11 protein-coding genes are annotated in these 14,065 nt (G+C 46.8%); 1 reads left to right on the top strand and 10 read right to left on the bottom strand.

Annotated features, from left to right (window positions below; translation table 11 throughout):
- Window positions 1-3 precede the first annotated feature (3 nt).
- From nagB to GI364_RS09015, 8 genes are all read right to left on the bottom strand, one after another.
- Window positions 4-780, bottom strand: coding sequence for a glucosamine-6-phosphate deaminase (gene nagB, locus GI364_RS09050; RefSeq protein WP_198853285.1), 777 nt, complete (start codon window positions 778-780; stop codon window positions 4-6).
- A gap of 19 nt (window positions 781-799) precedes the next feature.
- The gene (locus GI364_RS09045) at window positions 800-1,510 is read right to left on the bottom strand and encodes an N-acetylmannosamine-6-phosphate 2-epimerase (RefSeq protein WP_198853284.1); all 711 of its coding nucleotides are present in this window, start codon (window positions 1,508-1,510) and stop codon (window positions 800-802) included.
- 21 nt (window positions 1,511-1,531) lie between these two features.
- Complete coding sequence (locus GI364_RS09040) at window positions 1,532-2,548, bottom strand: oligopeptide/dipeptide ABC transporter ATP-binding protein (RefSeq protein ID WP_198853283.1); 1,017 nt, start codon at window positions 2,546-2,548, stop codon at window positions 1,532-1,534.
- The gene (locus tag GI364_RS09035; RefSeq protein ID WP_198853282.1) at window positions 2,538-3,521 is read right to left on the bottom strand and encodes an ABC transporter ATP-binding protein; all 984 of its coding nucleotides are present in this window, start codon (window positions 3,519-3,521) and stop codon (window positions 2,538-2,540) included. Before GI364_RS09035 ends, GI364_RS09040 begins: the two co-directional genes overlap by 11 nt.
- A gap of 27 nt (window positions 3,522-3,548) precedes the next feature.
- A complete protein-coding gene (locus tag GI364_RS09030; protein WP_198853281.1) occupies window positions 3,549-4,442 on the bottom strand; it encodes an ABC transporter permease in 894 nt (297 codons plus the stop codon).
- Between the two features lie 10 nt (window positions 4,443-4,452).
- A complete protein-coding gene (locus GI364_RS09025; RefSeq protein ID WP_198853280.1) occupies window positions 4,453-5,418 on the bottom strand; it encodes an ABC transporter permease in 966 nt (321 codons plus the stop codon).
- Window positions 5,419-5,489: 71 nt separating this feature from the next.
- On the bottom strand, window positions 5,490-7,271 hold the full coding sequence (locus GI364_RS09020) for a peptide ABC transporter substrate-binding protein (protein ID WP_198853279.1): 1,782 nt from the start codon (window positions 7,269-7,271) through the stop codon (window positions 5,490-5,492).
- 331 nt (window positions 7,272-7,602) lie between these two features.
- Window positions 7,603-8,466 carry a MurR/RpiR family transcriptional regulator gene (locus GI364_RS09015; protein ID WP_198853278.1) on the bottom strand — a complete coding sequence of 288 codons (864 nt, stop codon included), beginning with the start codon at window positions 8,464-8,466 and terminating at the stop codon, window positions 7,603-7,605.
- Between the two features lie 158 nt (window positions 8,467-8,624).
- Between GI364_RS09015 and GI364_RS09010 the strand changes: the two genes are divergently transcribed.
- On the top strand, window positions 8,625-9,428 hold the full coding sequence (locus GI364_RS09010) for a metallophosphoesterase family protein (RefSeq protein ID WP_198853277.1): 804 nt from the start codon (window positions 8,625-8,627) through the stop codon (window positions 9,426-9,428).
- Window positions 9,429-9,434: 6 nt separating this feature from the next.
- Here the strand turns inward: GI364_RS09010 and GI364_RS09005 are convergent, their stop codons facing one another.
- Together GI364_RS09005 and GI364_RS09000 are read right to left on the bottom strand one after the other, a co-directional pair.
- Window positions 9,435-10,487, bottom strand: coding sequence for an ADP-ribosylglycohydrolase family protein (locus GI364_RS09005; RefSeq protein WP_198853276.1), 1,053 nt, complete (start codon window positions 10,485-10,487; stop codon window positions 9,435-9,437).
- Between the two features lie 2 nt (window positions 10,488-10,489).
- Window positions 10,490-13,711, bottom strand: coding sequence for an alpha-mannosidase (locus GI364_RS09000; RefSeq protein ID WP_198853275.1), 3,222 nt, complete (start codon window positions 13,709-13,711; stop codon window positions 10,490-10,492).
- Window positions 13,712-14,065: the final 354 nt, after the last annotated feature.

Genomic DNA, 14,065 nt, shown 5'->3' with positions numbered 1-14,065 from the left:
CGACTACACCCCGCCCTCTAGTACCCTGTTCTCTCTTACAACGGAATCTGATAGATTTGCCGCAGCGTCATAGTCCAGCACACATGTGACGTTAGGGTGCAGTTGTAAACACGAGGCAGGCAGCTTTCCCGTTGTCTCGTCCGCTGACAACATTTTTTCAACCGCGGCGGCCTTTGCCGCACCGGAAGCAAGCAACAAAATGTGTCGACTTTGCTCCAGAACCGTGCCGATTCCCATAGAAATCGCTTCGTGCGGCATATCCTGAACGGACGGAAAATACTGCGCATTCGCTTCCAGAGTACTTGCCTCCAACTGCACTACTCTCGTTCTGCCTGTACAAGTTGATCCCGGTTCGTTAAAACCAATATGCCCGTTTCTGCCAATGCCGAGAATCTGCAAATCTATGCCGCCTGAATCCTCAATAGCATATTCATAGCGTCTGCACTCCCCCTCCAAATCCGCCGCGGCACCCAGGGGAATGTGAATTTTATTGACGTCCATGTCGACGTGACGAAACAGATGACGGTGCATATAGTAGTGATAACTCGACTCGTCTGCAGGCCGTAATCCCACATATTCGTCAAGATTAAAGGTGGTCGTGTTTTTAAAAGAAATTTCTCTCCTTCGATAGCGTCGTACCAGCTGAGCATATAGGCCGACAGGAGTCTCCCCCGTAGCCAGACCCAAGACGCAATGAGCACGGGACTTCATCGTTTCTTGTACATAGTCCGCAGCAACCTCACTCAGCTTCTGATAGGTTGATACCAATGTAATCTCCATGATGCAGCCCTTTCGAGAGTTATATAGAACGTATCTTCCGTATGGTTTGCAACTCCTCTACGAATGTACGTGTAATTTCTTGAGGTCGTGTAATGGCTGACCCGACCACCACAGCGAACACGCCATTCTCGAAACTCCTTACGGCTTCCTCAGGCTTTCCGATCCTTCCTTCAGCAATCACGGGAACATTGACCTTATGCGTCAACTCACGCATCAATCGGAAGTCTGGACTAACGGCTTGCCGGCTGTAAGCAGTGTAGCCGGACAGCGTTGTCGCGATGATATCTACGCCTGCCGCCACCGCTGCTAATCCTTCCGCAAATGTCGAAATATCCGCCATGACAAGCGCATCCGGAAACTTTACTCGAATGGACTCAAGAAATTCCTTCGCCATCAAGCCGCCCGGACGCACCCGATTCGTAGCATCTACCGCCACGATGTCTGCTCCTGCGGAGACGACTTCATCAACCTCTCTCATGGTTGGCGTAATGTATACCTCTGAGCCTTCATAGGCCCGCTTGACAATGCCGATTGTAGGAAGGTCCGTAACTCTCTTAATCTCTCGAATGTCCTGGGCGCCATTCGCTCGGATTCCTACTGCTCCACCCATTTTTGCTGCCAACGCCATTCGCCCCATAATTTCAGCCCCAAACAGAGGTTCGTCGTCTAATGCCTGACAAGAAACGATGAGGCCGTTTTGGATACTCTCTAGCAATTCGTTATTGTCCATATTTTACCACCTAACAGTTATCTATCCTCTACATTGACCCGTTTTGGCCGTGGCTACGTCTTCAGCGAAATGACACGCTGCGAATCTTCCGGGCACAATCTCTCTCAACACCGGACGTTCACTTCGGCATCTGTCTTGGGCAAAGGGACACCTTGTATGATAGGGACATAGTTCCCCCGATTCAGAGCGAGACGGACGTTTCCTAAGCGCAATGGATTCTTCTGGCAGTGGTGTCACTCCCGAGTCCGTAAAGGCTGGAATGGATGAAATCAGAAATTGAGTATACGGGTGTAAGGGATTGCGAAACAGTTCTTGTGACTCCCCTGTCTCTACAACGCGCCCGGAATACATGACCGCTGTTTCTTCGCACATCAACCGAATCACAGACAAGTTGTGTGAAATAAATACATAAGTCAATCCAAATTCTTCTTTTAAGCCCTGCAACAAATTCAAAATTTGGGCCTGAATGGAGACATCCAGGCTTGATACCGCCTCGTCGAGAATCAGCATTTCCGGATTCAAGGAAAGGGCTTGAGCAATGGCCACACGCTGTTGCTGTCCACCGCTCAACTCATGTGGATACAAATGAAACTGTTTGGGTGACAGACCCACCCTGTCAATGAGTTGCAGTGCAAGTTCCAATCTTGATAGTTTGTTTCCACTTTTATGAATTCTAAGTGGTTCGGTGATATTTTTGGCAACGGTAAAATGGGGAAACAGTGAGCCATAGGGATCCTGCTGCACAAACTGCATCATCTTGCGGTAGGGCTTAAGTCTGCGTTCTGGCAGACGGGTCACATCAATTCCATTGAGTATCACTTTGCCGCTCGTGGATGGAATAAGGAGTTGCATCAGCCGGACTAAAGTAGACTTGCCGCTCCCGCTTTCACCTACGATGCCGAGGCTGGTTCCTTGCTGTACTTGTAAATTTACGTGATCGCAAGCGAGGAAATCACCTCTACTCGCGGAAAACACCTTCGTAAGTTCCTCCAGTTTGACCAATTGCTTGCCGCTGTCGTTCAAGTTGTTAACCGCCATAGGAACTGACCTCCAGGGTGGACAACCAACAGGCAACTTCATGTCTGTCCGCAACAGACTCTAGTTCGGGCTGCTCTTCGCATCTATCCATTTTCCGTGTACAACGGTTGGCGAAGATACATCCCGTAATTGTGCTGTCAATCGTACTTGGAGGTTGCCCCGGAATGAAGGGAAGCTTTGTTCGAGGTCCGTCAATTCTTGGAATCGACCTCAACAGTCCTTGCAGGTACGGATGCGAACTGCGTTGTCTCAACTTTTCCGACGTAATGTGCTCCATCACAAGCCCGCCATAGAGGACATAGACCTCGTCACAAACTTGCGCAGCTACGGCCAAGTCGTGGGTTACAAACACCATTGACATTCCGTGGTCGCGTTGCAACCTCTTCAACAACGTCAGGATCTCCGCTTGTACGGTTACATCTAACGAAGTCGTTGGCTCATCGGCAATTAACAACTCCGGCTCCGTAATGAGTGCCATTGCAATCATGACCCTTTGCAACATTCCTCCGCTAAACTCGAATGGATAATTGCTGTAGCGCTCCTCTGGATATGGAATTCCGACTTGGTCGAGCAGAGAAATGGCTTTCTCTTTCGCCTTACTTGGAGTAGCTAGGTGGTGGTAAAGTATCGGCTCAATAATTTGTTGACCGATAGTCTTGGTAGGATTCAAGAACATTTTTGGATTTTGAAAAATCATAGAAATGTTACGGCCGCGAATCTTGCGTATCTCCTTTGAAGAGAGATTGGCAAGATTTTTTCCTTGAAAAACCACATCCCCGCGAATTTCAGCGTTTGTAGGAAGCAGTCTCAGCATAGCTTTCACAGCTGTACTTTTTCCGCTTCCGCTTTCACCGACAAGGGCTACGGCCTTGCCTTGCTGAACCGCAATACTAATGCCATTTACCGCGTTAACAGTCCCCTGGTCAGAGGCGAACCGAACGGTTAAATTGTTGACAGACAGAACCTGATGCATACCTCACACCTACTTCAAGAGAATTCATTAACGCTTACTTTTTATATCAAACACCTCGCGCAATCCATCTCCGACAAATGTGAAACTCAGGAGTGCAATCCCAAATAACAGAGTTGGTGCCCACAACAAATACGGATAACCAAATATGGAATCTTGTCCAGTAAAAATCATTTGCCCGAGGTCCGGACGAGGAGGTTCAATCCCCAATCCAACGATACTTAGCCCTGCTTCAGTCATCATATTTGCCGGTATACCGAATGATACGGCAACAAGAATAGGTCCCATAGAATTTGGGAGAACATAGCGGCGAATAATGGTCCACCATGATGCTCCCATGCTTCGGGCATTCTCAACATATCCGCCTTGTCGAACTCTCATAACTTGGCTTCTTGCAATTCTTGCCATGCCAACCCAGCTTGTCGCAGACACAGCAATCAGAATAGCCCAAAGATTATGACCCAGCATCACAACCAAGATGATACTAAACAAAAAACTAGGAAACGAATAAACTGTATCGACGATTCTCATTAAGATATTGTCTGCCAGTCCACCAACATAACCGGCGATTGCGCCGAGCATCATACCCACTGTTAATTCAATCACTTCAGCCCCAAAACCAACAATACAAGCACTTTGAAGTCCCCAAATAATGCGCGTCAGTACATCACGACCATCAGCGTCGGTGCCCAGCCAGTGTACACCACTGGGAGATTGATAGGTATTCAAGAGGTCCGTCTTCCAATATGGATAAGGCGAAATTATGGGTGCAAAAATTGCTGACAGAACCAGTATTACAATAAAGCCCAAGCCTAAAACAGCTAACTTATTACGCCTAAATTGGTACCACAGACGCTTCGTCATGGAACGCCGTTTAGTCATGATTGATTGTAAATCGGATGTGGTTTGCGCTCCTGTAGTCATGCTACACCTCCTAGCCCGTATATCCGGTCTTCCTGATTCTTGGGTCCAGAATACCGTACGTTAAATCTACGATTAGATTCATGAGCATAATCACTACCGAATACAAAAGTGTGGAGTCCATTATGAGTGGATAATCCCGTTGAGATGCCGCCGTCGTAAAGATATGGGCCATTCCTGGAATGGCAAACATCTCCTCAATAAAGACGGTTCCCATCATCAGCGCTGCAAGTTGAGGACCCACCACCGTAATGAATGGCAGTAGCGAATTTCGCAGACCGTGGCCCAATATGACCTGCCGTAAGCCTCCGCCTTTCGCGTACACCGTTGTGATGTATTCCGAGTGCAGCGATTCTATCAAGCTGTTGCGCATGTAACGGGACATCGAGCCAATCATTGGAATGGACAATGCTAGTACCGGTAAGATGTAGTACTTAGGACCCCGAAAGCCAACTACAGGTAATACATGAAGCCAGACACCAAAGACGAGCATCAGCAGTACAGCAACGATATAAACGGGTAATGCAGTCCCTATCATGGCTATAAACATCGTGCTTGAATCCACCCACGTGTTTTCTCGAACGGCTGCAACAATCCCTGAAAAGATGGAAACAACCACGCCAATTGCAATGGAGACGAGTGCCAAGCCAATGGAGATGGGGAAGGTTCTTGCGATGATTGAAATTGTCTCCTGATTGGGATATTCAAAAGAGGTCCCCATATGGAGTGTTACAAATCCCCAGACATATCCCCAATACTGCACATACCACGGCTGATTCAAATGGTAGTCTTTGATTAGAGTCTGCATCACTTGCGCACTCGCATTGAGTTGCGTAGCCGCTGCGGTAACGCCGCCGGAGTACGTATTAATAGAAAGGAAACTCCCAGGTGCGGCTTTCATCAAGGCAAATGTGACTAAACTCACGGCAATAAACGCTATCACCATATACATCATACGTTTGAAAATATACTTCGCCATGCTCCACCCTCCTTACGAGGTAAGGAAGCTGATACGGCTTCCTTACCTCACATGACTGCACGTGACTAGACTCAGGATTTCGACAGATAGCCAAACCAGACAGGCGGGTCAATCAGGAGCATACGATTGGGGTGATACCCAGACACGTTAGACCGAACCAAAATAGGTTGTAACGGAGTATAAACGGTGATGGTATAGGCGCGTTTTTGAGCATCGATGAAGAATTTTTTCATCATGGATTGACTGTTGGTTTTATACGCCGTCAATCCCTCATTCATCCATTGCTTGATGTCGGACGGTAAGTATTTCTCTTGCAGCGCAGCCTCCTGAGCCATTTGCTTGTTCGGAGCTATGCTCTTGTTATTTTGGATATTGTAGTAGTTTTGGAACTGGCTGGGCGGAATGAAGCCTGCCACAATACCATTATTGTAGAGCCAGTCTACTTTTGTAGTAGGCAGTTCCAAGCTTGGATAGAATGCATTTGTCGAGGTTTGACCAAAACCAACTTCGTTAGCTGGCAGTTGCTTTTTAATGTCTGTCAAGAATTGGCCCCATTCCTCTCCTTTATAGACTACCTTTACACCTAAGGTATTTTGCCATTCTTGTTGAATTGCCTGAGCAACTTGGTCAGATGGATTACCTGTATACAACATTACAGTAGGAAATCCTTTACCTCCCGGATATCCTGCCTGAGCCATCAACTTCTTGGCCTCACTTGGATTGTAGGTGATAGCATTATCCTTAATCCAGGGATCGAGCCATGTCGGATTCCAGTACCCATATGCAGGAGTGCCCGTTCCTTTCAGTACACCTTTACTAATCGCCTTTCTATCAATCGCCATTTGGAAGGCTTTACGAACTTTTACGTTCAACAGAGCCTTGTTTTTGGACGGGAGAACCTGGAATGAGTATTGTGCAGACGTTGGTGTCATATGCAATTCACTTTTGAGTTTCGAATCCTTATTCACAGCAGACACGTCTTGAGCCTTCAATACAGCGAGATCGAGGGAACCATTCTTAAAGGCAAGCAGTTGATTGGTCTTCTGAGAATACCAGAGTTTAATCTCTTTCAATTTAACTTTCTTATAGTAATGTGGATTAGGAACTAATATGGCCTGGGTCTTGGCTGTATACGACTTCAACATATAGGGCCCATTAGAGACAATCTTGGAAGGGTTCGTCCAATCCGCAGGCTTCATTTTACTGACGACTTTTTTGTCTAACGGTACCATCCAGGCTGAGGTGGGAAGGCTCATAGCCTTAAGCAGACCCGGGTCTGGACGACTCAAAGTAATTTCGACAGTACTCGCATTGACGGCTTTAATCCCCAGGGCGGAATCACTCTTCGTTCCTGCGCGGACTGCACTAGCATTGAGCAGCGGAATGTTGGTGATTGGAGCTGGACCGGCTTTTGTACTCTGAGAATCAGCCGGACTCACAGCCCGCCTGAACCCGTAGACGAAGTCCTGCGCTGTAATGGGATCTCCATTACTGAACTTGATTCCGTTACGCAGTTGAAATGTCCATGTCAGTCCGTTCTTACTTGTATTCCAAGACTGCGCCATACCAGCGACAGGACTGCCATTAGGACCCATGTGAACCAGACCCTCAAAAATTCCCATTCCATCTTGGTACATTTCCCACGAAAATAGACTTGGGTCGAAGCCGTGACCATCATCAATCATGTACATTGACAAGACGCCGCTTTTACTTGCCGTATTATTGCTTGCAGTGGCGTTGCTACTCGTATTGTTGGTAGCATTTGTGGCGCCGCCGCAACCGGCAACAAGAGCGGTAATACCCATTGCAGCTAACATTGTTATTCCAACAGAATGTTTCCGCTTCCTTTCCATTGCGATACCCCCTAAAAGTTTAGACATACCTTTTTGTTACTTCCGTATGCAACATCCGTTAGCTAAAAAAAATATCGGATATAACCTCCACATTATAAATTATTGGCGGATGTTACCTCCATTACGTAAAGATTACGTTATGACGGACTCATCTGTCAACTGAAATTTCTAAAAACGTAGATAAGTAAAAGAGTGTAGATTCGGCAATCATAAGAGAAGACTTGAGGACCAATAAATAGAGGGGAAGCGAGAAGCAGGGAGTTACTTAGTTTTCAGCGCAGCAAGTCGCACATCCGTCCGTAAATAACTCCCTATATTTGTCGCACGCGAATCAATATAATTTGTCCAGGACACTTTTTGCGGTAGATTCCATGGACTTGGAAGACCTTTCCTTCATGCGGAGGGCAGTAAGCGTAGTGAGTATATCCAAGACATGAATCTGTGCCAACTTGGACGAAAATGCGCCTCCATGTAATGGATTTTCTTTAAAGGACGTCAAAAGAATTGCATCTGCATAGGAAGTGATGGGAGACCGAGCGTGATTGGTCAGACATATAATATACGCCCCGTTTTCTTTAGCGATACGCATTCCGTCGACAAGGTCCTTGGTACTCCCAGACGTTGAGATACCAAGCACGATATCTTGCTTCGTGGCCAAGGCACAGTTCATAGCTATCACATGCCCGTCGGTTGCACAGTCGGCGTTAAAACCTTGCCGCATAAACCGATATTTGGCATCTTCTGCAGTGATACCGGACGACCCCACACCGAAAATGTAGAGTTTCTGGTGATTCTGCAAGGCAGTTACTGCCTTTTCCAACTCCGATTCCTGTAACAAATTGAGAGTTGACTGTAAGGCTTGAGTATTGTGAAGGGTAATTTTCTCACACATTGTCCTGGTATCATCCAGTTCTGATATCTCAATTTCACCATGGACATGTTGCTCTGAATTAACCGCTTCTTGAGCGAGCGTCAACTTAAATTCCTGAAACCCTCGGAAACCAAGTTTTCGACAAAACCGAATGACCGTTGTTTCTCCGACGTCAGCTTTCTCGGAAAGATCGGTAACAGACGAGTACACGGTACCCTGCACGTCGCTGGCCACCGCGTCGGCTACCTTCTGTTCTGCCTTGGACAGCGACTTATATATACTGCCTAACATTGCTAGCGTCTTCGAACTATTTCCTATGCTCATTTTCTAGTCCCCTTTCGAGCACAACAGGCATGGACCCAGAGATGAAAATCCATACTTCAGATTCGGAGTAAAATTCACTTTCTGTTCCTCTGTAACGCTATAATAGACCCAGAGGATGGAGGATATCTCCATCAATATTATGATTGAGGTGAATAGTTTTGTCCAATGGATTTTTGTCCGTGAGTATATTTTCCGATCTACACATCATGACATGGAAAGAAACAGAGGCCCCGGTGTCCACGGTTCCAACCGTAGAAGATGCATTGATAGATGCGGATTCCTTGTCACCCGACCTCTATGTTATGAACGGAGACATCACCAACGGGAAGGCACGTGACTTCAGGTTGGCCATGCGGTTGCTTGAAAAGCATTGCCATCAGCCCTTATATTACACAATGGGAAATCATGAGTACTACGGCTACTATGAAGATCCCGAATTTACCTGCGAGAAGGCACAACAGCAGTTTTGCTCTTATACAAAGCAAGGGACCATCTACAGCAAGCAAATCATTCAAAATCATTCCTTCTTCTTTTTATCGACGGAAAAATACAGCCCCGATTTGAAAGACGCCGGGTGGCTCTCTGATACGCAGTTGAAATGGTTTGAACAGGAATTTGAGACAGCAAAGTCAGGTCCTGTATTTGTATTTTTTCATCAACCTATCAACGCTACAGTCGCTAAATCCGATGACACCTGTGTACAGTCAGAAGAATTAAGAAAAATTCTTGAAACCAGAGATAACGTGTTTTTTATCACTGGGCATACTCACAGTCGAATGGATATTCGCGAACAACTGGTCCGACAAAATGGTGTTTGTTACATCGGTGGCGGGTGTCCGCACGGTGAATTCCCGCAGTCGCGCTGGTTAGACATTGGCGATGACAGTGTCAGCGTAAAACTGCGGGATCACAGAAATCATCAATGGCTGAGCGAATTTACGTACAATATTCAATACAGGTAAGGGGGCCTAATCCGCGTAAGAGGCCTGGATTGACAAGCAGACATCACGGGTCCGTTCTGCCAAATCTGGGAGAGACAGCTTATCTTGTCCGCGTAGTCCTGTGGGTACATCGCGATTCACCACGCCAATCCATCTCTTCAGCCACTGCGTAGAACCCTCCATGGCACCGCATACGGAACCGACAGTTGCAAGGCCGGCATCAATTGCAACGCCGCTGTCAACGAGTAGGCGAATAGATTGAATGAGGTCACCGTCCCCCTGAAGTAAGGCCAACACCACCCGACCCAGACTGTGAATGGAATGGCGCGCATGCAGACCGCCCCATTTTTCGCGAAAGAGGAGTAACATATCACTCCATTTGTAATCGAGCACGCGCCATTTCAATATCGTGTGAACCATTTCTGCCAACCCACAATCTGATGGAATTTCACTGTAGGCAACGCGAATAGCTGACTCGATATCATGGAGAGAGAAGGCTGCAGAGATTAAGGCCGCAACAAACATTGAACTATATATGCCGTTGCCAGAATGAGAAATGATTGCGTCACGGTGCGCCATCTCCGCCGCAAGCTCTGGGTTACCCGGGCACACGTAGCCGAAAATGTCCGCTCGCTTGTGTGCCCCGTTCCATTCTCGAAACGGATTTTCCGCAACCGCAGATTGAGAAGGCTGCGCCCCGCTCACTAGGTTTCGATATGCAGTGTGTTCCGCGCCAGACCTCAGGCGCTCATCAAGAAAATGTAACCACATGTCTGCAATGTTTCGGGTCGTTACGTCAGGTCCATATTTCTCGAGAGTTATCAGACTGAGAATCGTATCGTCTAAATGCTCGTTTGGCAAAGCAGAAATGAGCTTGCTGATTTCGCTAACACCTGTTGCCATGACAGTTGTGTCGGCAGACTCAAGCATACAACCGACGACCCGACCGCACCACGCTGAAAGGAGTCGAACTTCCAACTCGTCCTTTGTCAATGGCAAATCAAGACGACGCGGCCCATCAAAGCGCCGTCCCTTAATAACCTGCAGAGTATCCATGGCTGTCGAAAATCCATTTCCCATTATTATACGTTTCCCCCGTCCACCGCAAACGTCACTTTGAGTGTAACAATCTGATAGGGCTTAAACGGGAGAGTCACTTCGGTTCCGTTGCGCTCGATGGTAAGCTCGGACTCCTCCTCCTCCAATAAATTGCAGAGAAAGACATGACTCAGAGCCTGTGCAAATGAAATCCTGCAGTTTGCACGCGCCCCGGAGAACTCATACAGCCGCAGAACCGTTGCGAAACCCTCTTCGCTCTGCTTCAATGCTTCAATCATTACACTTGGGCTTTCGACTTTACAAAACGAGTACTTCGGTCTCAATCCAGGTTTTGTTCCACCGCGAAATGCGCGCAACGGAGAATTGTATTCATAGGCTCGTCTCGGGGTCTGTGCCTCATACCAATCACCGTTATGCGGGTAGATTGCGTAAGTGAACCTGTGAACTCCATTGTCCGCATTCTTATCGGGCCATATTGCTGATTTCAGCAGTGTCAATCGTAAAGTATTTCCACGAATATCGTGCCCGTACTTACAATTATTCAGCAATGAAACACCGTAACTGCGTTCTGAAACATCTACCCATTTGTGGGCACAGACTTCAAACTTGGCTGCATCCCAAGATGTGTTGGAATGGGTTGGTCGCTCAATATTCCCGAACTGAATGTCACACGTCGCTTTGTTTGTTCGCAGATCAGTCGGAAACTCGACTTTTAGCATAAGTTGATGCTCGTGCCAATCTACCTCAGTTTCAAAGCTGACTACGCTGTCTTCTGGATGAATCATGGCTCTTTGCATGATTTGAGAGTTTAAAAATGTCCATGTCTGCACAATGCTGACACTGCCATCGGCCCATGACTTTACTTCGCGCCTTATTAAGTTGTCTACAATCCATGATTTTTCAGTGTAGAAGACATCAATATCCCATGCGTCGTAGTCCAGAGGTTTATCCTCAAAAACCACGAGTCTATTGCCCACTTCACCCTTAGGCAGTACTTGGCGTCGGTTTGTTTTGTCGTACATCTCAGATATAGACCCGGCCTCATTAAACACCATTCTCAACACTTCGTTCTCGACAATCACTTGATTTCCCAACTCTTGAACCTGGCAGCGAGGACTCCCAAGCTGTTTTGTATGTGACGGAACTAAAGCGAGGGATTTCCATCCCATCGGAGGTACATCTCGAACTCTCAGCACGGCAATCTCTCCCTCAATGGATTGCCCAGGCAAACTCGCGTCCAGTGGTTGCAACCGCTCCAAAGCCGTTACTTCTCCAGTCTCTTCATCAATCGCAACCAGGTTTTCTAACTGGTGAGACCAAGGTATCGATGCATACCCAGTCACAGACCACGACAAAGAATTGCCAACAATGATGGCGGGATGTTCCGAATTCAACTCAAACATAGATGCAACGGAGAAGTGCAATGCTGCTGTCCCAAGACTCATTACTCTCTCGTAATCTTCCAGACTGTCTATATAAACCTCAGGAATAGATGAGCCCGGGATGATGTCATGAAATTGATTGAGAAGGATGAGCTTCCACCCTTCATCTAACAGGTCTTTTGGATACATTGTTTTCATCAAATGAAGAGCCAAGGTCGCATAGAACTCAATATCCCGATACAGGCTTTCAGACTGTCGATTTAGCTTCTTGTTTTTCGCTTGAGAAGTGTAGGTACCGCGGTGGTACTCAAGGTACAATTCTCCATCCCATATTGGAACATCCTCGTTTTCGTCAAGCTTGTCGTGTAGCCGGCTAAAGTAGCTTTCTACTGTGGAAAAATCGACACTGGTTCCGCCGGGAACATCCAGCCAGTTCTTGGCAGCATTCAGCATTTCACGCGTCGGACCCCCGCCCCCGTCTCCGTAGCCAAATGCAAGCAACAGGTCTTGATTAATATCCTTCTGACGGTAGTTTTTCCACGTGCCAAAAACGCTTGCTGCGTCCACGACTCCGTTGTATGTGAAGAATTTTACGTTTGGAGCGTCTGGAGTTGGCGCTGTAATAAAATGAGTCAAAAGCTCTGTTCCATCGAGGCCCCGCCACCAAAACGTGTCGTTTTCAGGACGGTTGTACTGGTTCCAACTGATTTTCGTCGTCATAAATGAGTCAATTCCGCTGCGTCTTAGAATTTGAGGCATTTGCCAATTATAGCCAAACACATCTGGCAGCCACAATGTATGGTTATCCACATTAAACTCATTTTTAAAAAATTTCTTACCGTACAAGATTTGACGAACCAAGGATTCACCATTTGGGATATTGCAGTCAGCTTCGACCCACATCGCTCCGGTGGGTTCCCATTGACCCGTTTTGACCCGTTTACCAATGCGCTTGTACAACTCCGGATAATCACTCTTCACATAGTCATACAGTTGTGGCTGTGACTGAATGTATTTGAAGTTTGCTTCCTCCTCCATCAAACGCAGGACTGTGGAAAATGTGCGAGCGGCCTTTTCTCTTGTTTGCTCTATGCGCCACAACCACGCTACGTCAATGTGGGCATGGCCAACCAAATGAATGGTTGGAAGTGATAACTCTTTGTAACCAGTAAAGTTTTTAATACTTGTACGAAATTCATGAAGGGCATGTGTCACTGACGAAGCGAATTCCTGGGAGTGTGGATAGCGGCTGTCAATGGCTAGAAAGGCATCATCCACAAGTCTTAGCAACCCCGTGCGCACCGTGCTGCTCTCATCTAGTTGCAAGGCAATATCGTAGGCCTGTTTCAGCGCCTGATAAAGTTCATTTGTCAATACATCTACAAGCAGCACGTCGGCCTGCTTAAATACCCTCCTCCCTACATTTTGGCCGGCAAATCCTTTCATCAAAATTTCATGTTGTCCGTCCTGCCACTCGTCATCTGTAAACCAGATTTCCTTATGATTGGCGTCTAGTCCCCCTACTGGTGCTCCGTTTAGAAACAGTAATGCTTCAGGACCTGGTTCATACTGTTCTTTTGCCCCCAGACTGATGGATAGTACGGGACGAAAGCGAGATGCCGCGTCAAATGGAAAGTCATCTAACAAAGAAACGCTTGACTTGAACCAGTGAGATTCCCAAAGTTCCCCCCAGGTCTCTCCAACTCCAATAGGTTCTCCAGAAAACGGTTCCGGAGGAAAAGGGTGATACTTTTCATCCTTGAGAATTTCCCATTGCTTCACGGGGGTTTTCGTAACGACCCTGTTTTCGTAGAGTTGAGTCAATCTCCTAAGAAGCTTCTGTTCAATAAACATTTTCTCCATCCTGTACTAATCTCTCCCGTCATCTAAAGTCAAAAGGCCCTGGTCAATACATCTATCAGACTTGTTCCTCTATACTCTGCAGTTAAACCATCCACGCGTATGCACTCCTTATTTTCATACTGGCGCAACTCACGTAGAGATTCACTGACCCACCTCTTTGCATCGCGAAAATGAATTTTGCGGTCCATTTCCTTCTGAGACTATTTTCAATCCCACAGAAAAACTATACCACCTTACTTTCAAAACATAAAAGAATTATCCACATAAACAAATTATCAGACAAAAAGGTCCGCCTCTACCCAATAGTAATTCGTATTTAAATTAAAAGAATTTTTCTCCACAAATAATATGAGA

The organism is Alicyclobacillus sp. SO9 (assembly GCF_016406125.1).
In the GTDB taxonomy this organism is placed as follows: domain Bacteria; phylum Bacillota; class Bacilli; order Alicyclobacillales; family Alicyclobacillaceae; genus SO9.
The sequence above is the reverse complement of the archived record's forward strand: the minus strand, read 5'-3'. Positions and strand labels throughout refer to the sequence as shown.